Origin of the sequence: Rhizobium mesoamericanum STM3625 (assembly GCF_000312665.1) — a bacterium.
In the GTDB taxonomy this organism is placed as follows: Bacteria; Pseudomonadota; Alphaproteobacteria; order Rhizobiales; family Rhizobiaceae; genus Rhizobium; species Rhizobium mesoamericanum.
The window spans coordinates 1,911,189-1,934,178 of the sequence record NZ_HF536772.1 but is presented as its reverse complement, the minus strand read 5'-3'; the positions used below and the strand labels follow the sequence as shown (position 1 = coordinate 1,934,178).

General features: G+C 59.9%; 26 protein-coding genes and 2 pseudogenes. 15 read left to right on the top strand and 13 right to left on the bottom strand.

Annotated elements, in window-relative coordinates:
* Window position 1 precedes the first annotated feature (1 nt).
* Together dmeF and dmeR are read right to left on the bottom strand one after the other, a co-directional pair.
* On the bottom strand, window positions 2-994 hold the full coding sequence (gene dmeF / locus BN77_RS09380; protein WP_007530940.1) for a CDF family Co(II)/Ni(II) efflux transporter DmeF: 993 nt from the start codon (window positions 992-994) through the stop codon (window positions 2-4).
* 24 nt (window positions 995-1,018) lie between these two features.
* Window positions 1,019-1,291 (bottom strand): Ni(II)/Co(II)-sensing transcriptional repressor DmeR, encoded by a 273-nt coding sequence (gene dmeR, locus BN77_RS09375; protein ID WP_007530939.1) that lies wholly within the window; start codon window positions 1,289-1,291, stop codon window positions 1,019-1,021.
* Between the two features lie 315 nt (window positions 1,292-1,606).
* Here dmeR and BN77_RS09370 point away from each other — a divergent pair, with 315 nt between their 5' ends.
* Complete coding sequence (locus BN77_RS09370; RefSeq protein WP_007530938.1) at window positions 1,607-2,101, top strand: GNAT family N-acetyltransferase; 495 nt, start codon at window positions 1,607-1,609, stop codon at window positions 2,099-2,101.
* 42 nt (window positions 2,102-2,143) lie between these two features.
* A complete protein-coding gene (locus BN77_RS09365) occupies window positions 2,144-2,722 on the top strand; it encodes a type 1 glutamine amidotransferase family protein (protein WP_007530937.1) in 579 nt (192 codons plus the stop codon).
* Window positions 2,723-2,922: 200 nt separating this feature from the next.
* On the opposite strand, the gene BN77_RS09360 is transcribed toward BN77_RS09365, so the two are convergent.
* The 3 genes from BN77_RS09360 to BN77_RS09350 form a co-directional block, all read right to left on the bottom strand.
* Window positions 2,923-3,840 carry a c-type cytochrome gene (locus tag BN77_RS09360; RefSeq protein ID WP_007530936.1) on the bottom strand — a complete coding sequence of 306 codons (918 nt, stop codon included), beginning with the start codon at window positions 3,838-3,840 and terminating at the stop codon, window positions 2,923-2,925.
* Window positions 3,841-3,937: 97 nt separating this feature from the next.
* Complete coding sequence (locus BN77_RS09355; protein WP_007530935.1) at window positions 3,938-4,387, bottom strand: c-type cytochrome; 450 nt, start codon at window positions 4,385-4,387, stop codon at window positions 3,938-3,940.
* Window positions 4,388-4,524: 137 nt separating this feature from the next.
* Window positions 4,525-5,163: a LysE family translocator gene (locus tag BN77_RS09350; RefSeq protein ID WP_007530934.1), complete on the bottom strand. Its 639-nt coding sequence runs from the start codon at window positions 5,161-5,163 to the stop codon at window positions 4,525-4,527.
* A gap of 129 nt (window positions 5,164-5,292) precedes the next feature.
* Here BN77_RS09350 and BN77_RS09345 point away from each other — a divergent pair, with 129 nt between their 5' ends.
* Window positions 5,293-5,994, top strand: coding sequence for a helix-turn-helix transcriptional regulator (locus BN77_RS09345; protein WP_007530933.1), 702 nt, complete (start codon window positions 5,293-5,295; stop codon window positions 5,992-5,994).
* Window positions 5,995-6,110: 116 nt separating this feature from the next.
* Complete coding sequence (locus tag BN77_RS09340; RefSeq protein ID WP_007530932.1) at window positions 6,111-6,380, top strand: hypothetical protein; 270 nt, start codon at window positions 6,111-6,113, stop codon at window positions 6,378-6,380.
* 101 nt (window positions 6,381-6,481) lie between these two features.
* Here the strand turns inward: BN77_RS09340 and BN77_RS09335 are convergent, their stop codons facing one another.
* The 3 genes from BN77_RS09335 to BN77_RS09325 all read right to left on the bottom strand — a co-directional run bounded on the left by BN77_RS09335 (window position 6,482) and on the right by BN77_RS09325 (window position 8,280).
* Window positions 6,482-6,631: a hypothetical protein gene (locus BN77_RS09335; RefSeq protein ID WP_007530931.1), complete on the bottom strand. Its 150-nt coding sequence runs from the start codon at window positions 6,629-6,631 to the stop codon at window positions 6,482-6,484.
* Between the two features lie 87 nt (window positions 6,632-6,718).
* Complete coding sequence (locus BN77_RS09330) at window positions 6,719-7,573, bottom strand: metallophosphoesterase (protein ID WP_007530930.1); 855 nt, start codon at window positions 7,571-7,573, stop codon at window positions 6,719-6,721.
* Between the two features lie 104 nt (window positions 7,574-7,677).
* The gene (locus tag BN77_RS09325) at window positions 7,678-8,280 is read right to left on the bottom strand and encodes a superoxide dismutase (protein ID WP_007530929.1); all 603 of its coding nucleotides are present in this window, start codon (window positions 8,278-8,280) and stop codon (window positions 7,678-7,680) included.
* A gap of 201 nt (window positions 8,281-8,481) precedes the next feature.
* Between BN77_RS09325 and BN77_RS09320 the strand changes: the two genes are divergently transcribed.
* The 6 genes from BN77_RS09320 (at window position 8,482) to BN77_RS09295 (ending at window position 14,297) form a co-directional block, all read left to right on the top strand.
* Window positions 8,482-8,811, top strand: a complete 330-nt coding sequence (locus tag BN77_RS09320; protein WP_040676984.1) for a hypothetical protein — start codon at window positions 8,482-8,484, stop codon at window positions 8,809-8,811.
* Window positions 8,812-9,029: 218 nt separating this feature from the next.
* Window positions 9,030-9,881 (top strand): hypothetical protein, encoded by an 852-nt coding sequence (locus BN77_RS34725; RefSeq protein ID WP_244426170.1) that lies wholly within the window; start codon window positions 9,030-9,032, stop codon window positions 9,879-9,881.
* Between the two features lie 69 nt (window positions 9,882-9,950).
* Window positions 9,951-10,514 (top strand): hypothetical protein, encoded by a 564-nt coding sequence (locus BN77_RS34720; protein WP_007530923.1) that lies wholly within the window; start codon window positions 9,951-9,953, stop codon window positions 10,512-10,514.
* 282 nt (window positions 10,515-10,796) lie between these two features.
* The gene (locus tag BN77_RS09310) at window positions 10,797-11,063 is read left to right on the top strand and encodes a DUF2277 domain-containing protein (protein WP_040676982.1); all 267 of its coding nucleotides are present in this window, start codon (window positions 10,797-10,799) and stop codon (window positions 11,061-11,063) included.
* A 726-nt stretch (window positions 11,064-11,789) separates the two neighbouring features.
* On the top strand, window positions 11,790-12,233 hold the full coding sequence (locus BN77_RS09300; protein WP_007530917.1) for an SRPBCC family protein: 444 nt from the start codon (window positions 11,790-11,792) through the stop codon (window positions 12,231-12,233).
* A 276-nt stretch (window positions 12,234-12,509) separates the two neighbouring features.
* Window positions 12,510-14,297: a membrane protein gene (locus tag BN77_RS09295; RefSeq protein ID WP_040677665.1), complete on the top strand. Its 1,788-nt coding sequence runs from the start codon at window positions 12,510-12,512 to the stop codon at window positions 14,295-14,297.
* 282 nt (window positions 14,298-14,579) lie between these two features.
* Here the strand turns inward: BN77_RS09295 and BN77_RS09290 are convergent, their stop codons facing one another.
* From BN77_RS09290 to BN77_RS09280, 3 genes and pseudogenes are all read right to left on the bottom strand, one after another.
* The gene (locus tag BN77_RS09290; RefSeq protein WP_007530910.1) at window positions 14,580-15,152 is read right to left on the bottom strand and encodes an OmpA family protein; all 573 of its coding nucleotides are present in this window, start codon (window positions 15,150-15,152) and stop codon (window positions 14,580-14,582) included.
* Between the two features lie 13 nt (window positions 15,153-15,165).
* Window positions 15,166-15,588, bottom strand: coding sequence for a hypothetical protein (locus BN77_RS09285; protein WP_007530907.1), 423 nt, complete (start codon window positions 15,586-15,588; stop codon window positions 15,166-15,168).
* 187 nt (window positions 15,589-15,775) lie between these two features.
* Window positions 15,776-16,119 (bottom strand): annotated as a pseudogene (locus BN77_RS09280) (nuclear transport factor 2 family protein).
* A 137-nt stretch (window positions 16,120-16,256) separates the two neighbouring features.
* On the opposite strand from BN77_RS09280, the gene BN77_RS09275 reads away from it, so the two are divergent.
* The 3 genes from BN77_RS09275 to BN77_RS09265 all read left to right on the top strand — a co-directional run bounded on the left by BN77_RS09275 (window position 16,257) and on the right by BN77_RS09265 (window position 19,104).
* The gene (locus BN77_RS09275) at window positions 16,257-17,096 is read left to right on the top strand and encodes a helix-turn-helix domain-containing protein (protein WP_007530901.1); all 840 of its coding nucleotides are present in this window, start codon (window positions 16,257-16,259) and stop codon (window positions 17,094-17,096) included.
* Window positions 17,097-17,185: 89 nt separating this feature from the next.
* A complete protein-coding gene (locus tag BN77_RS09270) occupies window positions 17,186-17,866 on the top strand; it encodes a YbhB/YbcL family Raf kinase inhibitor-like protein (protein ID WP_007530899.1) in 681 nt (226 codons plus the stop codon).
* Window positions 17,863-19,104 carry a multidrug efflux MFS transporter gene (locus BN77_RS09265; protein WP_007530896.1) on the top strand — a complete coding sequence of 414 codons (1,242 nt, stop codon included), beginning with the start codon at window positions 17,863-17,865 and terminating at the stop codon, window positions 19,102-19,104. The genes BN77_RS09270 and BN77_RS09265 overlap by 4 nt, the downstream gene beginning before the upstream one ends.
* A 214-nt stretch (window positions 19,105-19,318) precedes the next feature.
* Here BN77_RS09265 and BN77_RS09260 read toward each other — a convergent pair whose 3' ends face one another.
* Window positions 19,319-20,206 carry a branched-chain amino acid aminotransferase gene (locus tag BN77_RS09260; protein WP_007530894.1) on the bottom strand — a complete coding sequence of 296 codons (888 nt, stop codon included), beginning with the start codon at window positions 20,204-20,206 and terminating at the stop codon, window positions 19,319-19,321.
* A 249-nt stretch (window positions 20,207-20,455) separates the two neighbouring features.
* Between BN77_RS09260 and BN77_RS09255 the strand changes: the two genes are divergently transcribed.
* Window positions 20,456-21,496 carry a zinc-dependent alcohol dehydrogenase family protein gene (locus BN77_RS09255; protein ID WP_007530892.1) on the top strand — a complete coding sequence of 347 codons (1,041 nt, stop codon included), beginning with the start codon at window positions 20,456-20,458 and terminating at the stop codon, window positions 21,494-21,496.
* A 180-nt stretch (window positions 21,497-21,676) separates the two neighbouring features.
* Here the strand turns inward: BN77_RS09255 and BN77_RS31990 are convergent.
* Window positions 21,677-22,160, bottom strand: a pseudogene (locus BN77_RS31990) (cupin domain-containing protein).
* 242 nt (window positions 22,161-22,402) lie between these two features.
* Between BN77_RS31990 and BN77_RS09245 the strand changes: the two are divergent.
* On the top strand, window positions 22,403-22,870 hold the full coding sequence (locus BN77_RS09245; protein ID WP_040676971.1) for a cupin domain-containing protein: 468 nt from the start codon (window positions 22,403-22,405) through the stop codon (window positions 22,868-22,870).
* Window positions 22,871-22,990: the final 120 nt, after the last annotated feature.

The window sequence follows — 22,990 nt, the reverse complement described above, 5'->3', positions numbered from 1 at the left end:
GTCAAGCGGCTGCCGACTGCGTCACCTCTACGGTGACGTGCGAGAGACTGGTAACCGGTGCTAGCTTCGCCTTGTAGAAGGCCGGGCTTTCCGGTTGCGGGGTCACGAGCGCGACGATCGCGGCGTGATGGCCGGGTCCGACCTGCCAGACGTGAAGGTCTGTGATCCGCTCGCCGCCCGTTTCCAGCGCCGAACGAATCTCGTCCTGCAGATCCGCTTCCTGCGGCACGACATCGAGCAGCACGCGGCCGGACGACTTCATGAGGCCCCAGGACCATTGCGCAATGATCAGGCCACCGACAATACCCATTAGCGGATCGAGCCACAGCCAGCCATAGATGCTGCCAAAGAGCAGTGCCGCGATGGCGAGCACCGATGTTAGCGCGTCCGCGATGACATGGATATAGGCGGCGCGCATGTTGTTGTCGGAGGCATGTGTCGAATGAGCGTGATCGCCATGATGGACATGACCGCCTTGGTCGTGGTGATGATGGTGCTCGTGATGATGGTAATGGCCCTGGCTGTGGCCATGATGGGCATTGTCATCTTTCAACATCCAAGCGCTCGCCAAGTTGACCAGCAGACCGACGACGGCAACGCCTATCGCCTGCGCAAAGCTGATCGGCACGGGGTGGGTGATGCGCAGGAAACTCTCCCAGGCCATCAGCAAGGCGATCAGCATCAGGATGATGGCGCTGGCAAAACCTGCGAGATCGCCGAGCTTGCCGGTGCCGAAGGTGAAGCGGGGATTGTGCGCCTGCCGACGCGCATAAAGGTAGGCAACCGCAGAGATCAGCAGCGCGCTTGCATGGGTCGACATGTGCCAACCATCGGCAACCAGCGCCATGGAGCCGTAGTATGTTCCGGCGCCGATCTCGATCACCATCATGACCGCGGTCAATGCAATAACGAACCAGACACGGCGGGCGTTGCGGTCGTGATCGGCACCCAGGAAAATGTGGCTGTGCTCAAATGTTTCGGCCTGTGCGCTCATCGCACGCTCCTCATGTCGGTTGTCTTAGCGAATATAGGTTCGCAGAACTTCGGATATCTCTTCGACGGCTTCCGCCCGGGCCTTCTCATCGGCGGCATGCAGGACATGCTCGTGCAGATGATCGTCCAGCACCTCGCCGGTCAGGCCGTTCAGCGCGCCACGGATCGAGGCAAGCAGCTGCAAGATCTCTCCACAGGGTCGCTCTATCTCCAGAGCGCGCTCGACGGCCTCCAACTGGCCTTTCAGACGGCTCACGCGGGCGATCAGCTTCTTCTTCTGGTGTGTGGTGTGGGACATGACGCATCCATTTAGTATAGGGGGGTACCCTATACCAGTGACTTGATGATGAAAAGTCCCCTCGATGGACAACGGCTCATGTCCACAGACGCCCACGCGCCTCCGGGTGCCCACGCGTAAACCCCATTGACAAACGACGCATTCTGAATGATCTATCGACGCATGATCAAGAACGCGCACATCACCAGCTCGTATTTTTGGCTGTACCTGTAAAGGGCGGCCGGACAGATCATATTGTCAACAAGCCGCCGTCAGGCGGCTTTGTTGTATCGGCAGCGTCCTGACGGCAGAACACCACACAAGGACGCGAAGACCATGGTTGAAATCGACGACAGCGAAATCTCATTGATCCGCCCACCGGTGATCAATATCCGCGCGGCCAAGCCGCGCGACCTCCCGGAACTCAGCGAAATGATCACCCTGCTCGCAAAGCATCACGGCGACGCCGCGGCGTCGACCCCGGAACAGCTTGAGCGTGATCTGTTCGGCCCGGTGCCATGGATCAGCGCCCTGGTTGCCGAGAGCGACGAAGGCCTGATCGGCTACGCCATTCTCGTGCCGCTCTACAGAGCGCAGGACGGTGCGCGTGGCATGGATCTGCATCATCTCTTCGTGCGGGACGGCCATCGCGGCCACGGCGTCGGCCAGCATCTCGTCAACCGAGCACGCGATATGGCCCGCGGCGCCGGCTGCGGCTACCTCTCGGTCAGCGCAGCCACCGGCAACGTGCAGGCCCATCGGTTCTACGAGAATCTGGATTTCGTGCCTCGCCCGGTCACCGGCATGCGCTATATGCAAGCTTTGGCATAAGCGGCATCGCCCGCCCCCCGGACAGCCTGCAAGGAGAAACGGATGACCCGACTTGCAATCGTCCTCACGGATGGATTCGCTGACTGGGAGGTCGCCCAACTGACGGCCTCCGCGCGCTCCTATTTCGGCTTCGACGTGGTGATCGCAACGCCCGAGGGAGAGGAAGTTCGCTCGATGGGCGGCATGCGGGTTGCAGCCGACGCGGTTGCGGAAAATCTGCATGCCAGCGCTTTCGACGGCCTTGTGCTTTGCGGCGGGACGATCTGGGAAACCGAAAAGGCGCCCGATCTGAAACCTGTCATCGGCGACTTCACGACCCACGGCAAACTCGTCGCCGGAATCTGCGGCGCGACACTGGCGCTTGCGCGTGCGGGGGTGCTTGATGCCACCGACCACACCAGCAATGCCGCCGACTTCATTGCCAGCGCGCCGGGCTACGCCGGCCACGCGCTTTACAAGGATAGCCCGCAAGCCGTGCGCGCCGGAAAACTGGTGACGGCGCCGGGATCGGCACCGATGACCTTTGCCGCTGAAATCTACCGAGCGCTCGGACATGGCGGCGACGAACTCGACCAGTATGTGCTGATGTTTGGCGCCGAGCATCAGCCGAAGGCAGCTTAGTGGCGCCCCATACGGCCGCGCCAATTGCAGCCCGATCGGAGGCCCGAAATTTTCCCAGCCAAAATTGCCCAAGCGTGGAGTCGCGCTTACAAAGCCCGCGATTTCACTCGTGATCGCCGCGGGTGGCGTCAGATTGGCAATCTATTCCATGCGTCGTTCAGGCGCGCGACAAAGTGCAATGTGGCGTTCTTGCGATAGCGCTAGCGCTTCGGAATCGCCTTTAGGTAGGCCGCGATTGCCTCGAGGTCCGATTTCGGCAAGTGAGCAAGGTTGCGCTGGACCTCGGCCATCGAGCCGCCAGCCGAATCAAAGTCGGGAGTAAAGCCGGTTTCGAGATAGTTGGCGATATCCCCCTCGCTCCACGAGCCGACGGTTTTCGCCCCCGGCGTGATGTCGGGTATCCTGCCCTTGCCTTCCGGATTTGGCGCGCCCGCCAGCCACCTGCCTGCCTCGAAGCCTCCAAGCTGGTCGCGCGGGGTGTGGCATTCGCCGCAGTGGCCGGCGCCTTCGACGAGATACATCCCGCGCTTGATCCTGTTATCGACATTGGCCGTGAGTGCAACACGCGGTTCATTGTTGAAATAGAGGAACTTCCAGACGCCGAGCGCCAGCCGGATGTTAAAAGGGAACGGTAGCTCATGCGGCGGGGAGACATTGCTGCTTTTCGGCAGCGTCTTCAGAAAGCCAAAGAGGTCGTTGATATCCCTGTCGCTCATCCGGGCATACGAGTTAAAGGGAAACGATGGATAGAGGTGCTGTCCGTTTGGCGCGACGCCGCGTTTCATTGCGTTGCCGAACTGCGCCAGCGTCCATGCCCCGATGCCTGCCTTTTCGTCAGGCGAGATATTGGGAACGTGGAAGGTCCCGAAAGGGCTCTTCAGCGCCAGGCCGCCTGAAAGAGTGAGCTTGGCATCCCCCTCCGACCCAGGCATCGCGTGACAGCTCACGCAGCCACCCGTCCAGAAGACCATCTCACCGTTCTTCAGATCGGGTTCGCCAAGATTGGCCCAGTGACTTTCGGGAAGCGCGTTCGGCGCGGTGATGAAATAGAAGGCGGCTCCGCCGATAACAACCACGCCGACGAGACAGAGCAAAAACCGGACGAACCTGCGAATCATCTGCCGCTCCCGCTGCCGATAACGTTATTGAAAACATAAAACAATCCGCACCAGCGGCAAGGCTGGCGCGGATCGTTGGACTGAAATGCCGGGATCGCTATTCCGTCTTTATGCGATATTTCTCATGACAGCCGCCGCAGTTACCGCCCAGCGTCTTCAGTGCGCCGCCAACACCGGCCGCATCAGCGGGAAGTTGAGCGAGAACCTTCTCAGCGTCGGCGGAAAGCTTCTCGGCACGTGCCTTGAAGTCCGCGTGGTCTTCCCAGATCTTCGGACTTGCTGCCTTATCGCCCGTTTCGGTGCCAGGCTTGAACTGATCCGGGAAAACCTTTGCGGTTTCCGAAATCGTCGTCAGCGCAACCTTCACCGCTTCTGCATCATAGGGCTTCTCGCCCTTGGCGATCGCTGTCATCGCCCCTGCTGCGCCACCGACCTTCTTCATCAGCGCAGAACGCGCTTCGTGCGTACCCTCCTCCGCTGCGATGGCAACACCTACCGCCCCCAAACCAGCGATGAGCACTGCCGCGGTTATAGCTCTCACTCTCATGTCTGCACTCCAATTGATTCTAAGGCCCTTTAAGCCCGGCTTCGGACGGGCGGCATCATTGCAAATTTTTCCTGCTCTAAAAGTAACAAGTGGGTGAGATTTCAGGAAAGACAGACCGTTACACCTCGTCACGCGACTCACGCCGGCGCGCGCCAGCCATGCCAGGCGGTGAGGATCGACACGGCGATGAGGAGCGCTCCTGCAATTCGGCCAACGAGGATTGTCGCCGTGGGATTGGACACCAGCATCGTGCGGCTTCGCGCCGCTGTCAGCGCCAAAGTTCCATAGACGGCGGCCTGCGTCGCCATGGTCATGACGCCCATGACGAGGCCCTGCGCCCAGATCGGCCCATAGATCGGCTTCACGAACTGCGGATAAACGGCGATCATGAAAAGATAGGCCTTGGGGTTCATCAGGCAGGTAGCCGCGCCCTGTCGAAACGCCCTCCAACCTGAACGCAAGCCGCCAGCTCCGACACTATCGAGGGTAATCGAACTGCGCATCAGCGTGCTGCCGATAAAGGCCATGTAAGCCGCGCCGGCAAAGAGCAGAGGGTTGAAAAGGGTCGGCACAAGAACGGCGAGCACACCGATGCCGATTGCCCCATAGAGCGAATGCACAGCCCCGCCTGCGATGATGCCGGCGGTCGCGGCGATGCCCGTGCGCCTGCCGCCGGCCAGGGAGCTGGCCAGCACGAACAGCATATCCATGCCGGGAACGATGATGATGCCGAAGAGAAGGGTGAAGTAGAGCCAGAGATTTTCGCTGTAAGTCATGTCAGTTGCCCGCTGTCCAATTCAAGGTCGATATCCAAGATCCTGTTGATTTTCAATCCGATAGGGAGAGCTATACGACTGCCCAACTGACAGTGTATTGTCAGGAGCCTGGACCAAGGGAGGCAAAAAATGCGCAAGGCGTCACGGCTTTTCGAGATCATCCAGATCCTGCGACTGGCGACCAGGCCGATGACGGCGGCGGCCATGGCGGAGACGCTCGAGGTGACGGTGCGCTCGATCTATCGCGATATCGCCGCCTTGCAGGCGATGCGCGTCCCGATCGAGGGTGGCCGGGGCATCGGCTACATCATGCGGCCGGGATTCGATCTGCCGCCCCTGATGTTCTCAGTCGAGGAAATGGAGGCAATCGTCCTGTCGCTGGCGTTGCTCGATCGGACCGGCGATGAGGAATTGAAGCGGGCGGCCAAGGGCGTCAATAAGAAGATTGCCGGCGCAGTGCCGGCGCCGCTACGTCAGGCTATGGAGCGAAAGGGCCTCTATGCCTGGGGATCGGTTGCCCAACCCCCTGTCGGGCTTGATCTTGGTCTTGTTCGTCGCGCCATTCGCGGCGAACAGAAGCTGCAGCTTAACTACCGTGACGAGCTAGGCCGCGCGACGGAGCGCAGGATCCAGCCGATCGCCCTCATCTATTATTCGCAGACTGCAAATATTGTCGCTTGGTGCGAGTTGCGCCAGGCGATCCGCAATTTCCGCAGCGATCGTGTGGAACATTGCGAAGCAGCCGACGCCTATTTTCGAGGCGAAGGCGACCGGTTGCGGCAACTCTGGACGAGTGGATGGACGAACCCGCCGGTGGTCGCAACCGCCTGACGGCCGACCGAAACCGGCCATTGCGCTGTGACGGATATTTCTCACGCGCAAAAACCCGTTCGGTGATACCGTGGCGGACCGAACTGGGTGGCAACGGAAAAAGCGGGAGAAGGCAGATGCCGACAATGTTCGTAAGGCATGAAGTTTCGGACTACGCTGCCTGGCGCAAGGCCTATGATGCGTTTGCGCCGGTGCAGAAGGCAAATGGGGTTACCGCCGAGGCGGTCTATCAAGCCATCGACAATCCGAACGACGTGACCGTCACCCATGAGTTTGCCACGGTCGAGGCAGCTCATGCCTTCGGCAAGCTGGAAGAGCTAAGGGCAGCGATGCGCACGGGAGGCGTGCTGGGCGCGCCCACGGTTTGGCTCACCAACAAGGCCTGAAACGCCACCAAACACCGATCGCCAGCAGCCTTCGCGTCCCCGCGAGCATCCGCGGCATCGTCGGTCGCCTGGCGGCAGCCCAAAGGCTTCAAACCCAGCACCTACTGGCGTTTGAAGTACTGTATCTCGCGCTCATGTTTCTCGGCAGCTTCGCGTGATTTGAATGTGCCAAGATTCCTGCGCTTTTGGGTCTTAGGGTCGACCTTTCGCGAGTAGAGCCGATATTCGCCGGATTTTAGCTTTCGTATCATGGTAGCCTCCAATGAGTTGATAATCCTCATAGGACCATGGCGGTTCCACTTTACGTGACGGCGAGCGAAGCTGCGAGAGGACATGTTCTAGCGACGGAGGCTGAGCGTCCGGCTGTCCTCGCGTCCGAAGCCGCGGACCTGCATGCGGTCGTTCCAGATCTCGACAATGGCGAAGGCGTTCTCCGTCTCGGTATCGACCATGCCCTGGAAATTGAGGAAATGGCATCCTCGGATCGTGCCGAAATTGCCCGCGTGGTTGTGGCCGCTGAAATAGGCCGCCACGTGGCGGTGCGCTGTGAGTAGCGTGATCATGCGCTCGCGGTCCCAGCTGTCATGCTCGTTCGGCGGATAGACCGGGTAATGGTTCATGACGATGATGCGCTCGCCGGCCGCGTCGGCATCCGCGAGCTGGTTGGAAAGCCATGCGAATTGTTCCTCGCTCGGCATGGCGTTCCAATCTTGCGCGTTGATTGCACCCGCAGCCCTGAGTTCATCGAGCCGGCGAGCGGCGGTGTCGCGACGGGGATGGCCAGGTGCCGGCGCGAAGGTACTGACCTCGTTGCCATCGAGAATAATGAAGCGCCAGTCCTGCCTGACGAAGCTGTAGTAAGGCGAGACCAGGCCGACGCGGCTGGCGACATCGGCCAAGCGGTCGTCTGCAACGGAAAAATCGTGATTGCCGAGCAGGAAGAAGTTCTCGTGCTTCAGGCTGTCGTAGATCGGCAGGATATCGTCGAAGCTCTCGAAGTCCCGATCGATGATGTCGCCGAGCGTGATGACGAAGCTCAGATCCTCGCCATTAAAAACGTCGATTGCCTCGGAGAGCTTTGCGAGGCTGCCGGCGTAGTGGCGGTCCATGCCGACATGCGGCTCCCTCGCCGCATATTGCGGATCTGCGACGACACCGAAGCGGAGAATGGGAAGATCGGAAGAAGATGTCATGGCAGCGCATTAGGCGCGCCGGATGACAAGCTTGTGACGGTCATCGAACGAAAGCACCCGGCGTTTGGAGCGCCGGGTGCTGACATCTTGTTTTTGCGAGCTGATTACTTGGCAGCGGCTTCGTAGCGCTCCAGGACGTAGTCCCAGTTGATAAGGCTATCAACGAAGGCTTCGAGGTACTTGGGACGAGCGTTGCGGTAATCGATGTAGTAGGAATGTTCCCATACGTCGACGCCGAGGATCGGAGTTGCGCCGTGCACAAGCGGGTTTTCGCCGTTCGGGGTCTTGGAGATTTCAAGCTTGCCGTTCTTGACGGAAACCCATGCCCAGCCGGAGCCGAACTGGGTCGTGCCGGCAGCGACGAAATCCGCCTTGAACTTGTCGTAGCCGCCGAGGTCGGAATTGATGGCAGCTTCGAGCTTGCTCGGCAGCTTGTTGCCGCCGCCGCCCTTCTTCATCCACTTCCAGAAGTGGACGTGGTTATAGTGCTGGGCCGCATTGTTGAAGAGGCCAGCATTAGTGCCGAACGACTTCTTCACGACGTCTTCGAGCGAAAGATCGGAAAGGCCTGCCTCGGCCGCGAGCTTGTTACCGTTGTCGACGTAAGCCTTGTGGTGCTTGTCGTGATGAAACTCCAGGGTTTCCTTCGACATGAAGGGCTGAAGCGCTTCGTAGTCATAAGGAAGTTCGGGCAATTCGAAAGCCATTGTGGGTCTCCTCTTGGCAATAGTTTGCGTAATCGGCAGGTGAGGCGGAACATAGGAGCGCAAGCAGGGAGAGGCAACCTGCGAAATATCAAAAAAGAGGGACTGAGAGGAAAAATTGCCTTCGCCAAGCACTTGGCTTTGCAGCCCTAAATCGCTGATCATGGGGGCGTTTTACAACATTATGAAGACGGGGCTTTTCACATGCAGAGGAATAAAGTCCGCTTTTGCACCTTTGCCATCGCAATGGCTGCGGCTGGAACCGCCCGCACCTCTTCTGGCGATGCCTGGCAGGAGTTTGCGACCGAGGTCGACAGCAAGTGCAAACAGGCGGCGGGTGCCTCGATTGAGTCTCCACACGCCGTCGTCGATCCATTCGGCAGTGAGCACTTCGGCATCGCCCTCGTGACCGGCAAGCCGAAGGGCGTGAACGGCTTCGTCAGTTACTTCTGCGTCTATGACAAGCAGACGAAAGAGGTCGAGCTGGGCAGCGAAATGAAGACCGAGGAGATGCGAATTCTGCCCGACGAATGAGGTCGTGATCCTTCTGTTGCCCAAACGTCACAGGTGCGCCCGTCAAACCTGTTGATTGTCACGTTGCGTATTTTGACACCGAACACATAGCCGTTTCTAGATACCAGCGCAGCATGCGTTTACGGACTCAGGGCAATTTTCGATCTGTCGCTTAATTAGCTGAAATCCATATTTCGCCGGCGTTTTTGGCAAGTACTTTTGGGGCACAAGTCATGGTCATGAACTTTTTTCGTCGCGCAGAAGACGGCGGCAAGTCGCTGTCGACAACAGGATACAGACCCGCATCGATAACCGATGAGCGCCCAGCCGGCGATGAGCCACTGCGCTACGCCATTCCTGATGTCAACGACTTTGCAGCCTTTGGCTCCGCGCTCGAGGAAAACCAGCGGACGTCGGAAGACCTGCTGTCGAGCATCGCATCGCTGCAGGAGCGCGTTTCCTCGCTGCTCGGCACACACAGCCAGTCGCTGAACGAGACCGGCGCGTTGCGCGCCGAATGCGCGCGCATCAGCTCGCTTCTCGATTACGAAAGCAACGCGCGCCAGAAAGCCGATCAGGACAATCTTCGCCTGATCGCCGAAAACAAGGATTTTCGCGCCGACAACACTCAGCTTCGCTCTGAGATCGAGGCCTTCCGCGGCGAGCTGACGAAACTCCAGGGCGTGCATCAGGTCACCCGCGAAGAGTTCACGATCATCGAGAACCGCCTTCTCGACGCCGAGCGTGAGCTGACGGATCGCGCCATACAGTTTGACGAAGCCTCGACGCTGTTGAAGCGCGCCCAGACGGAGCTCGACCAGCGCAGCCGCGAACTCTCGGTCACCCGCGAGAAGCTCGACAATGAGACGACGGCGCATCAGCTGCTGATGGAAACTTCGCGCCGCGAGAACGGCATCCAGACGCGCGAGATGGCCCGCCTCAACGAGGAACGCGCCCATTTGAAGTCCAGCCTCATCGAGCAGGAGGCGCAGGTGCGCAACCTGCAGATGGCCGTTGCCAACCTGAAGCAGGATCTCTCGCTTTTCGAGGAACGCCACAAGAGGCTCGAGGTCGAGCATGAGACCCTGTAGGCGTCCTCGGCGCTCGAAATCGCTCACCTGACGACGAAGCATGAGGCGATCGGCTCCAAGGCCGAACTCGTGGAGAAGCTGCTCGTCACCGCGAATGGTCGTAACAAGATGACGGACGAGGAGCTGCAGGCGGCACGCGCCGATCTCAAGCGTGTCAAATCGGAGCTCGTCACATCCCTCTCCCGCTGCGAACGGCTTGCCGAGGAACTGCAGCGCGCCCGCACGACAGGCGCCGAGAGCGAGTCAGCGCGCCGCGAACTCGCGACACAGGCCAACGAGCTGACGCTGAAGCTGCGCGAAGCTGAAAGCCTGCGCGTGCGCCGCGACCGGGATGCCGATGCGCTGCGTCGCGACATCGATACGCGCATGGATTCCGATCGCTATGAGATCGGCCAATTGCGCACCAGCCTGGAGATCGCGAAGTCGGAGATCCGGCAGCTGCGTGCCGAGCGCGCCATTCTGACCGGCCAGCTCGAGGTCGCTCGCAGCGAACGGGCCGGCGGAGCGGTTGCCTCCTCCCCTCTCGATGAACGCGACGAGGTCCGCATGCCGGCAGCAAGCTTCACACCGATGATCGACATCTCGGAAAAGTCGCTGCGCGCGCCGTCTGTCGACAGCACGCCAGCCGAATGAGGCTGGATGGCGCCAGGCGACCTCCTGGTGCCAAACCTTGCCTTGCCTTGCCTGCCGCATTGGAGCGGTAGCGCCTGTCCCAACATACCAAGGCCGCGATCTTGCTTCTAGGCCATCGCCAAAATCGAGATCGCCTACCGAGTGAGACGCTGCTCCTGCCTTGCGGTGGCATTGCCTTTCGCGATGGCGATCTAACCGTTTGCCATTAACGCCCGCCCGATTACTTCTTATACTATGTCACCATCCTCTCAGTGGCAGAGAGAAGACGACCGGGAGCTAGTCATGTGCCGAAATATCAAACCCCTGTTCAATTTCGATCCGCCAGCGACGGATGAGGAGATCCATGATGCTGCGCTTCAGTTCGTACGCAAGTTGAGCGGAACCACCCGGCCATCGAAGCGCAATGAGGCCGCGTTCGAGCGTGCGGTCAATTCGATCGCGAGATGCGCCCACGAGCTGCTCACGTCGCTGGAAGCTTCCCAACCTCCTCGCGATCGTGAGGAAGTAGCAGCAAAGGCCCGCGCGAAAACGGCTCTCCGGTTCGCATAAGACCCTGTCCCGCCGGTTTCAGTTTGTGGCCTGAAACGGGTAGGCAACCACCTTGCCGCCAGAAGGGCTCGGTTGCGTTATCCAGGAACTCCCCCAAAAGCCTGCAAATATCCTGGCGATGGATCCTCCCTCAATCGTCACCTCGCGGCGAGGTGACAAGCAGGGTCCAATCTCACCGCGCCGCATAGTCATCAGCCATAGCGACACCACCCGCGTTACGGGCACGTGCTAGGTGGACGCTGTCCGAATTATACCGACGTGAAACACGCCTTCAGCCAAGGCAATCCGGGCCTCAGCCTACGCGTGATCCATCATATGTTCGTCATTTACTTCGATGGCGCTGATCTCCTCTCCAAGTTTCAGGCTGAAGGCTGGAGAAGGCGGCGACTTGCAATGGACCTCTCATGGCGAAGACGTCGCCCCACGATCGTTTTTTGAGAGCATTCCAAGACTTGAAGCGTCCTCGAAGCGAGGAGGTTTCTTTGACAGAATTTGCTCCGACGCGTCGATTTTGCAGGACACTTTTGGGGACGCATGGTGGCCGCCCCAACTCTCCGGCTGCGATCTTGGTCCGGTTGCATGCATGGAGAACGCATTGCCCGGTTCAGATGGAAACGGCAGAATGACCGACATGGCTGAACCGGATATTTCGATCTCGTTGTCGGATTGACAAAGGCTGGTTCGTCCTAGGGGCACTCAGAGTGTTCTATCCAAAGGAGGATCATCATGCCGAACACGATACGTCTTCACCGCGTTCTCGCTGCCAGTCCCGAGAAAGTTTATCGCGCATTCCTGGAGGCGGATGCACTGGCTAAATGGCTTCCCCCAAATGGGTTCGTCTGCACGGTACATCATTTGGAGCCAACGGTCGGCGGAACACACAAGATGTCCTTCCGGAATTTTACGACCGGCGGAAGCCATTCCTTTGGGGGCAGCTACCTCGAACTGGTGCCAGGCGAGAAGCTTCGTTACACGGACAAATTCGACGCCCCTAATTTGCCTGGTGAAATGGAGGTCACCGTGACATTGAAAAAAGTCTCGGTCGGAACCGAACTCGATGTCGTCCAAGCAGGTGTCCCGGACGAGATACCCCCAGAGGCCTGCTATCTCGGTTGGCAGGAATCGCTCCGCAATCTGGCCAGGCTCGTCGAGCCGCAAATCAATGATTAAGCCTCGGAGCGTGCGCCGGTTGCCGCTTGATTGCCGATGAGAGAAAAGGGCGGACTTCAGTCTGGCGAGGTGGTATCCGCGCCGCGGGTGGCCCCGCAGATCTGACCACCTCGTCGCCATTCCACGATCCCGAGAGACCCGATCCACTCAACGCGAAATGGCGACGCCAGTCCATTTCGGGGTGTATTGAGAAATATTGTTGCCGCTATGTTTGGGAGCCTCTATCGTCTGAATATCCCGTTGTTAGCTATACTTAATCAGGATCGTGGGGTTCCGATGAGCAGTGCAGGGATGGACAAGATCGATCTGGCCGAACCGGCCCCGGATGACGTTCGGGTACAACTTAAACTTATTCTGCAGAGCGACGAGTTCCGGTTGCCCGCGCGGGCACGCCAGTTTCTGCAGTTCGTCGTCGAGGAGACGCTAGACGGGCGGCATGATTATCTGAAGGCATTCACCATCGCCCAAACGGTATTCGGACGAGATGCCAACTTCGACGCACAGAATGATCCATGCGTCAGGATCGAAGCTGGGCGGTTGCGAAGAGAGCTTGAGCGGTATTATCTGGTGGCCGGCGCTGATGACCCGGTCATTATCACGATCCCCAAGGGCGGTTATGTGCCGGTATTCCGGCTGAATGCGGAAGCCCAATCCAGTTCCGCGAACGATGCGGGACGTGTATCGAGCGTTTCAGAACATACTAATCTGGTCCCAGAGCGGATTGATGCTCCCTCGAAACCAGCGAAGCTGCACTTGATGAAGCGATGGCCTTGGCTTGCTTTGGCAGGCGCCGTGATTGCCTCCTTCACGATGCTGGCAGGAATGTTTCAAGGAATGCGGTCGCCTGAACCGAAACGGACGTTGGCGAGTGCGGAGAAGCGGCTCACGGTTGTCGTGGAAAGCTTCGATACGGTTTCGGGTGGGACGCTTGCATCGAGTGTCTCCCAGGGCATCACCGACGAAATTATCGACAAGCTCGTCCCCTTCAAGGACATTGTCGTCCTCAGCGATGATCAAGCGCGTCGAGCCGGCGACCGTCAAGACCCGCCGTTGTATTCGCTCCAGGGTAGCGTCCGGCTGGAAGGCGACAAGCTTCGATCGTCCGCGCGCCTGATCCGGCTGGCGGATGGTGCGGTGATTTGGGCGAATAACTATGACGCTGATTTGCGCACGCAGGGCATCCTTCAAACCGAAACAGCGTTTGCCGATGACATCGCGACTGCGGTCGCCCGCCCTTTCAGTGTCATTTTCCAGACGGACGTCGCCAACAGAGCCGGAAGCTCGGATGCATACTCCTGCACACTGTCTTACTACAGCTACCGAAGCGAGATGACCCGGCGGGCGCACGATATCGCGAAGACCTGCCTGCAGCAGGCAATCGAGAAGAAAGAGACCGATTCCTCCCTTGCGGCCCTTCTTTCGCTCACCCTTCTCGACGAGTTCCGGTTTCCATTCCAACTGGGTACCAAGCCGACGCCCGCAACCCTCAAGACGGCAAAGGACCTAGCCGAACGAGCGGTGCAACTCGACCCGCAGAACGCTCGAGCCCTTCAGGCGTTGATGCTCGCCAACTTTTTTGGCAGTGATATCCCCGGAGCGTTGAGGGCCGGTGAGGCTGCTTACGCCATCAACCCCAACGACACGGAGGTTGCTGGCGAATACGGCCTGCGTCTCTCGATGTCGGGAAAGTGGGACACAGGATGCGAGTTGATATCGGCGGCGGTTAGAAAAAATGCTGGGCCAGACGGCTACTACGAGGTCGGGATGGCGCTGTGCGCGTTTATGAGAGGCGATGCACAGGCCGCCGAACTCTGGTCTCGTATGTCGGACCTCAACTACAATCCGATGCACAGGCTCGTATTGATGTCGATTCTCGGAGCACTGGGGAAGTACGAGCAAGCCAGGGAACAACTTGATTGGCTGAATACCAATAGCCCGGCCTTGATCCCGAATGTCAGGCAAGAGGTCGTCAAGCGTTTGGCGAGCCCCAAAGACCAGGAGCGGTTCTTCGCGGGATTGCGCGCTGGCGGCCTGGTCGTCGAGGACGAACAGGCCGCTAACTGACCCAGGAGAAAAAAAGGCCGCAGTTGGACTGCGGCCAAGGCACTGCCACCAATCAGGGCGAGTGTAGGTTAGGGTTAAAAGCCGGCCCGGCCTATCACGACTTTGGGCGCAACTGCCCGACCCACAATCATCAGTATGGCCTCATCCTCAATCTATCGATAGGAACAGAACGCACTGCGCGAAAGCTATTCCGGCCAATGCAACAAGCCAAGCCACAGGAGTGTCCGCCGCCTAACGCATCGCGAAACCGTCTCTTGGGTTGTCGCGCCGCCCAAACCTTTATCAGGGTTTCTTCGTGAACACCCCGAGGTTTACCAGCTGGACGCGTCGGTTGTTGGAGGCGTTGGCATCGGTTCCCTCGATCGGCAGATGTTCGCCGACGCCGACCGCGTATAGACGCTGCGGATCGACGGCGAATGTCGTCGAGAGCGCCTCCTTGATCGCGGCCGCACGTTGCTCACTCAGTTCCAGATTATGCTTTTCGTCGCCCGTTGCGCTGGCATGCCCGATGACGAGGAACTTGTAGTCCCACAAGTTTGGATGATGGAGGGCCTCGGCGAGCAGCCCGAGTGTCCGATAGGACTTCGGCTGGATGGCGACGGAGTCGTTTTCGAAGTTGATCTCCAATACCATTTGCGGAAGCTTTGCGATGCGCTTCCAGTTTGGCAGCTCCGACATCGGTTTGTTTCCGCCGCCGATTGCCTCCTGCCGCAGGATTTCCACGTCGATTGCGGGGGCGGCCGCGGTCAGCTTTCCCAATCCCTTAACGATCCGTTCTTGCGATACTTCCTGTGCCAACGCCAAGCCAGGAAGGAGAAGACCGGCAGCCAGCGCAACGACGGTTTTCGAAAGCATTCTTGTCATCGGTTTACCTCCATCCCGCGTCGGTGATCACCTGATTGCATTCCTTGCTAACCCGCTTCTCCTTCTTGACCAGACAGGCGAGAACGTAGCCGTCGCCCTTAATGCCCGAGCAGCTCTTAGACATGTCTCTTTGGCAAACCTGCTCGTAGGATGCTTGCGCGTGCTCGCGCTGCCCGATTGACTGGAAGACGGTGGACAACGAACTCTTGCAGGTGGGCGATACCTTGGCGGCGTTCTGCTGCAGGCAGTCGGCAATACGTCCGCCGCCGAGGTTTAGACCTTTGCAGAGCTTTTGGATATCGGCCCCGCAGTCATCGGCGAGTTTCGTCACCGCGTCTGCGTAGCTTAAGGTCTGGGCACTAACCGCGTCGATATGAACAAGGGAGGCGACCAGAACAGCCGCCACCAATAAATTGCGCTTCAGCATATCGCCCTCTTTTCAGTATCAGGGTGAGATCGAACAAGTGAAGTTTGCATGAAGCGTTGCGCTTGGGCACGTATATTACGGTAAAACACACCTGCGATAGGGGACGCTCTTAGCGGGCCCCTCCTCTATGCAGACTGTCGGTCATCGCAGAGTGGCGAACGCGGATAACGCGTTAAGGCGAGACGCTTTAAACGTTCCGACCGAAATAGACGTCCACCGAGGCGATCCGCTCGTCCCTAAACCGCAGGACCTCCATATTGCGAAAGGCTCCACCGTCACGTTTCTCGGCCCTATAGCGGACGACAGCCTCGTCCTCCGCGATCTTGAGATACTCTATCTCCATGGCGCGAAATGGCGGCAGTTCGGGCCAGCACCGATCGAATACGCGGTGCGATCGATATGATCGTCACGCGGGCTGGAGAACGTGAAGTCCTCGGTCAAGATCGCGCACGCGTCATCCTTGCGCCCCCGGACATAGGCTTCGTAGAGGCTGCGAACGATCTGTTCGCGTCGTGAGTCGCTATGTGCCATTGCACCGGTCCTTCTGGTACATTCCGATTGCAATTTGCAATCAGTTTATAGCAGGTGGCGCTGTTTTGAGCAACCGCGGCTTGGAAATCCGTCGGCCATGGTCCAAGATCGCGTTATCGCAATCTCAGGCCATCCCCATGCTGGAAGCACAAATCATCTTGCAGCGGCTGCGCAAGCTTGCCGCAAAGGACAATCGGCCGTCGGCGCTGTCGGCCGCAAGCGCACGCGCGTCGGCTCTTTTTACGTTCGTCACCCGCGAGCGCGAACGGATTGCCGGCTGTGCCTTCCCGCGCACCTCGATGGTGGTGATCGTAGAAGGCTCCAAGGAACTGGTCACCCCCGGGCGACAGATGCGGTATGCCGCGGGCACGGTGCTGGTGCTGCCAAAAGGTTGGCGTGGCGACGTCGTCAACGATCCCGACCCAAAGAGTGGGGTCTATCGCGCCATCTTCATCGATTTCCAAGACGAACTGGTCAACCGCGCAAGGCGCTCGCTTCCGCCGCAGCCCAACAGCGCGCGGTTCGATGCCGCCCTCGACCCGGTGCTGGCGACCACGATCCACCATGCGGGCGAAGGCATTGTGGCGGGCACACTGCCGGCAGTGCTGGTCGAGCACCGTTTGATGGAAGTGCTGATGGTTCTCGGCCTGCGCGGCGCGCTGCCCGAAGACACGGCAACGCTCAGCGATGCAGTGCGCGCCTTGATCCGCTGGCAGCCAAACAAATCGTGGACCGCCGATCAGATTGCCGCTGAGCTCGGAACCAGCAATGCAACGTTACGACGGCGTCTCGCTTCCGAATCCACGTCACTGCGGGCAATATCGGCCGAGGTGCGTGTCGAGCTCGCCTCCGCTTTGCTGTCTCAGGACGGCCTTTCCCTCCGCGACGCAGCGCTAGCGGCAGGCTATCGATCACCACGACGCTTCGCAGAACGGAGGCGCGCAGAACTGAAGGGCAGACAACTCGCCGACGTTTGAGCGTTTCCGGTTCATCTTTGAGCGTTTCAGTGCACCGGACAGCATGAGACAATTGCTAGTGCTCCTATATCGTAACAAGGAGACTTCATATGCGCATGTCCGCCATTGCCCACGCTGCCATCGCTCTTGCTTTCACCGCTTCGCCGCTTCTGGCAGCGGATATCAAGGTCGTCTTTGAGAACACCGGACAGGGCGACACCTTGCCGGAGCGGAACGCCTCATGTGTCGCCTCGCACGGCAAGGCGGCAGCCGGAAGCAATAAGAGCCCGGAAATTTCCTGGTCGAAGGGTCCGGCGGGTACGCGATCCTATGCGCTCGCGATGACTGATCCCGATGTGCCGCGCGACCTCTCGCTTTTGAACAAGGACGGTACGATGATCGCGCGTGATCTGCCCCGTATGGAATTCACGCATTGGATCCTTGCAAACATCCCGGCCACCATCACGCGGCTCGCCGAAGGAGCCGACGGCGATGGCTTGCCGCAGGGCGGATTTCCGCTAGAGACAACCGAGCATGGACGCCGCGGGCAGAACGGCTTCGCGGCCTTCTTGAAGGACGGCCCATACGGGGGGTATATGGGCGCTTGCCCACCCTGGAACGATCTGCGCATTCACCGCTATCGGGTTACGGTCTATGCGCTCGATACCGAACGCCTATCGCTTCCCGACGCCTTCACCCGCACCGATTTTCTTACTGCTGCCAAGCGACATGTGCTTGCCTCCGGCGCAGCTGAACTGACCTATACGATCAATGCAAGGGCCACGAAATGACCGATACCAAATGGGACGCAGCCGTCATCGATAGCGGCTCGATCTACTGGAAGCGCAATCTGGTCATTTCCCTGCTCGGCTCCTTTACAACGATCGTCGCGATGACGCTGCTGCTGCCCTTCCTGCCGCTCTATGTCGAGGAGCTAGGCGTCAGCGACCGCGCGGCGATCGTGCAATGGTCGGGCATCGCCTATGGCGCGACTTTCCTGGCTGCGGCCTTTGTGGCGCCGCTCTGGGGCCGGCTTGGCGATATCTATGGACGCAAGCTGATGCTCGTGCGCGCCAGCGTCGGGATGACGGTTGCGATCTCGCTGATGGGAATGGCAGAGAATGTCTGGCAGCTGGTGGCGCTACGGCTGTTCGTCGGGATTGCGGGCGGTTATTCGTCCGGCTCGATGGTACTGGTCGCGACCCAGACGCCGAAGGATCGCTCCGCCTGGGCGCTCGGTGTGCTCGCCTCGGGCATCATGGCGGGTAACCTCGTCGGGCCGCTGATTGGTGGCGCGCTGCCGCCGCTGATCGGCATTCGCGGTACATTTTTGGCCGCCGGGGGGACGATCTTTCTGGCGTTCCTCGCAACCACCTTCCTGATCAAGGAAGAGAGGTCTCCTGCCCGCAAGCAGGCGGCGAAGGCAAGCGGCGGCTGGGCCTCGATCCCTGACAAGGCGCCCGTCGTCGCGATGCTGGCAACCGGCTTGCTGCTGATGCTCGCCAACATGTCGATCGAGCCGATCATCACGGTCTATGTCGCTCAGATTATGGAAGATCAGAGCAGGGTAACGATGATCGCGGGTATCGTCATGTCTGCGGCGGCGCTCGGCAGCATCCTGTCGGCCTCGCGTCTCGGCAAGCTTGCCGACCGCCTCGGCCATTGGCCAGTTGTTGCGGGTGCTCTTGCGGTCGCGGGGCTGCTGTTGATCCCGCAGGCATTCGTGACGAGTGCCTGGCAGCTGATCATCCTGCGCTTCCTCATGGGAATCGCGCTCGGCGGCCTGCTGCCTTGCATCTCGGCGGTCATCCGGCATAGCGTGCCGGACAGCGCCGCCGGCAGCATTCTAGGCCTGTCGGTCTCGTCGCAATATGTCGGCCAGGTCGCCGGCCCTGTGCTCGGCGGCTTCATCGGCGGCCATATCGGCATGCGGGCCGTCTTTCTCGGGACTTGCGTCTTGCTGATTGGCGGCGCCGCCTATTCCTGGGTGGCGCGACCGCGAGACGCCACTGCACCCGGCCACAAATAAGCTCGACGCAGCTTTCGAAAGAGGACGGCGTCTTTTTCGCCCACAGGCGTACCTTGCCGCAGCCAACTGGTCCGGCACGCCTGTTCGCCTCTGCCCTGGCTGGTGTCGGTGCCGTTTTTGCCCGAAACCCCACATCAGCAGGTAATTCGGACTGATAGCGGCAGCAGTTCTGCCGCTATCAGTGCATCGAACGAAGAATGTGGAAAGAGCGGACTTAGCTGTCGCTTTCGCTGCGCCCGAACGCCCAGTTCATGTAGAGCTCGAGCGCCTTGCGGGTGACAGGTCCTTCCTGGAAGTCGCGACCATCGAGGCGATTGACACCGACGACCTTGGAATAGTTGCCCGTCGTGAAGATTTCGTCGGCGTTCATGAAATCCTCGACCGAGAGCGTCACTTCACGCACGTCAAAACCTGCCTTGCGCAGGAGGCCGATGACGCGGGCTCGGGTGATACCGGCAAGGAAAGTTCGGTTCGCGATCGGTGTCGAGACAATGCCGTCCTTGACCATGAACACGTTGGAGGACGCCGTCTCGGCCACGTTGCCGTTCATGTCGCGCATGAGCGCGTTGTCGAAGCCCCGACTTTTGGCTTCGGCGATGGCGCGGCCGCTATTCGGATAGAGCGAACCGGCCTTTGCGTCCGTCATTGCCGTTTCCGGCGAGGGCCGGCGGTAGGGCGAAACGGTCAGCGAATTTGGCGCATTGTTGCCGAGCGGGGCTTCGAATAGGCAAAGCGCGAAGCGGGTGGATTCGCCATCGACCGTGACGACGCTGCCGGCCGACCCATGCTCGCCCCAATACAGAGGCTTGATGTAGATCGGCGTTTTGCCGTCGAATTTCTTGATCCCTTCCAAAGCCAGCGCCTCGATCTCCTCGGCGGTCTTCACAGGCTTTAGGCCCATGTTGATCGCCGAGCGGTTGACGCGCTGACAATGCAGATCGAGGTCCGGAGCGATGCCGTCGAACCAACGTGCGCCGTCGAAGACGGTCGAGGCCAACCACATGGCGTGCGAAGTCGGCCCGATCAGTGGCGGATTGCCGGAAAGCCACTCTCCCTCGACGTAGGTCCAAGTGGTTGAACGGGGCGATGTATCGACGGCCATGGGCATTCTCCTTGAAAAGTTCGAAGAGCAAAATCCCCGCACGCAGGCCCGGTCAAGCGGAAATCCACACCCCTCAACCCTACGCAAGAAAATGGCGGATGCCCCCGCCAGGGAGTAATATTCGTTCGTGCGACCTTGAATGCTGGCGATCGGTGTATCACGGAAAATCATGGATGGCGCGATTGGATGCGACATCGGCGCCGTGGCATCATGCACCGGAATCGCTGCGACCGACGGGGAGTAAAATCGATGAAAGCCATGTTCTACGACGCCTTCGAGAAGGCTCCCGAGATCCGCAGCCTGCCCGATCCGACACCAAACGAGGATGGCGTGGTCATTGCCGTTGGTGCCACCGGGCTCTGCCGCAGCGACTGGCACGGCTGGATGGGCCACGATCCGGATATCAAGCTGCCGCATGTGCCCGGCCATGAACTGGCCGGCAAGGTGATTGCCACGGGAAAGGGCGTCATGCGGTTCAAGATCGGTGATAGGGTGACCGTGCCCTTCGTTTCCGGGTGCGGCCGCTGCAGCGAATGCCATTCCGGCAACCAGCAGGTCTGCCCAAACCAGTTCCAGCCGGGCTTTACGCATTGGGGCTCGTTTGCCGAATACGTGGCGATCGACTATGCCGACACCAACCTCGTACATTTGCCTGACAGCATCGACGACGCGACAGCCGCAAGCCTTGGCTGCCGCTTTGCGACTTCATTTCGCGCGGTGGTGGACCATGCGCGGACCGGCCCGGGCGAATGGATCGCCGTGCATGGCTGTGGCGGTGTCGGCCTTTCGGCAATCATGATCGCAACCTCACTTGGAGCAAACGCGATCGGCATCGATCTCTCCGACGAGAAGCTTGCCTTCGCACGCGAATGCGGCGCGGTGGCAACGATCAATGCCACAAGCGTTGACGACGTGCCGGAGGCCGTGCGCGAAATCACCAAGGGTGGCGCGCATGTCTCGATTGACGCACTCGGCCACCCCATCACCTGCTTCAACTCGATCAAGAATCTGCGCCGGCGTGGACGACATGTACAGGTCGGCCTCATGCTCGAGGACTATGCGACGCCGCAAATTCCGATGGCGCAAGTGATCGGTCACGAACTGGAGATCTACGGCAGCCATGGCATGCAGGCCTGGCGCTACGATGCGATGCTTTCAATGCTGACATCAGGCAAGATCGCGCCGCAGAAGCTGATCGGCCGGCGGATAACGCTTGAGGAGGCGATCCCCGGGCTGATGACACTGGATCGAGCGGAGGGGATTGGGATCAGCGTCATCACGCGTTTCTGACGCGGATTACGCATGTGGCATCGCGAGGACGTCCAGAAGGAGGATGAACGCTTCGTGTCGCTGATCGATGGCGGCGTCTTGCCAAGATCCGATCTCTTGCCGACTGCGTCGAGGCTCGCAAGAAACCGTGGAGAGTGCCGCGCCCTGAAGCGACAGACGCCCACGCCATTTGCCCGCGACCTATCCTCGATTCCGCGCCGCCCGATCGAGCGCCAGCGTCGCATCGTTGATGATCCCGAGGCGCGCCTCGATAACCGCGATTTTCTCGGGCGTATCGGCATTCAGCGCCTCGATGTCGATAAAGAGCTGCCCGCAGCCTCCTGGCGCGACCGTCCCGAACATCTGGCCCGGCTCCTCGCTGATGTTTCTCCAGCTGTGCTGGACATGCGGCGGCAGAACGACCACCGTTCCCGGAGGGGCATCGAACTCGTCGTCCCCGCATCGAACGCGGCAGAGCCCGCGGATGACCCGGAAAAACCTCCATTTCCCGCCTGTGCGTGCGGGGTGCCGGGCCTTGCCCGGGCGGCGTGAAGGTTTCCCACAATCCGAATGCGCCGCCGGTCTCGGCGGCCGTCGCGGGGATCACGATCCTGGCGCCAAAGGGCGTCCGAGCGACACGTTCGAGACCCGGCAAAGAGACAACTGCATTTCGGAAATCCGACATGGTCACCATCTCCCATTGATTGCATTTATGATAGCAGACCGCCCAAGCCGTGTGAACCGCGGTTAGCGGATGGCCGCTCCTGGCCAAAGCCGAGCGGCGATACGACGCGCCATCTTGATACCGAGAGAATCGTTGCCCATATGGCAGCCCGGCGCTGCAAGTGCCAACCGCGACGACTTGAACGGGTTGCCAAGGGCTTCGGAAAGATCTAACGGCCTCGCCGCCAAGAAAAAAAGCGAGACATGATGTCCAACTCATTTGTGAAAGCGCCGGCCCAGGCCAGCGCGAAGGTGTTCTTCGTGATGGGCGATCGGATCGAGCGACGGGCTCGTCTGCAGGGAGCCTGGCTCAACATCTATGATATTACCGTGCCGGCAGGCAGTCGAACGCCGCTGCACCGCCACGCAAGCCCCGAGGTCTTCCGGATCATCGAGGGCACGCTGACCATTCGCCGCGCGACGGAGAACGGCGTCGAGGAGTTCGAAGCCACGGTCGGCGACATCATCCGTGTCGAGGCAAACCAGGCACACGCCTACTCCAACCCCGGCCAAGAAAGGGCCGTCTTCTCGGCGATCGTCGATAGCGGCATGGCGGAATTTCTGGAGGCCGTCGGCTCGCATGAGGCGCCGAGAACCGCACCCTCCGCTGAAACCATGGAACGCATGAAAGCGGCGGCCAATGCTCACGGCATAACCATCTTGGCAGCTTGATCTTTTTTCCGAAGGCCCGGGCATACCGTTTATGCGGCCACACCTCCCTTCAAGATGTCATGTAACCGCGACATGAGCGATTTCGCAGACGGTCTCTTGAGGCGGTCTCTTGCGCTGGTT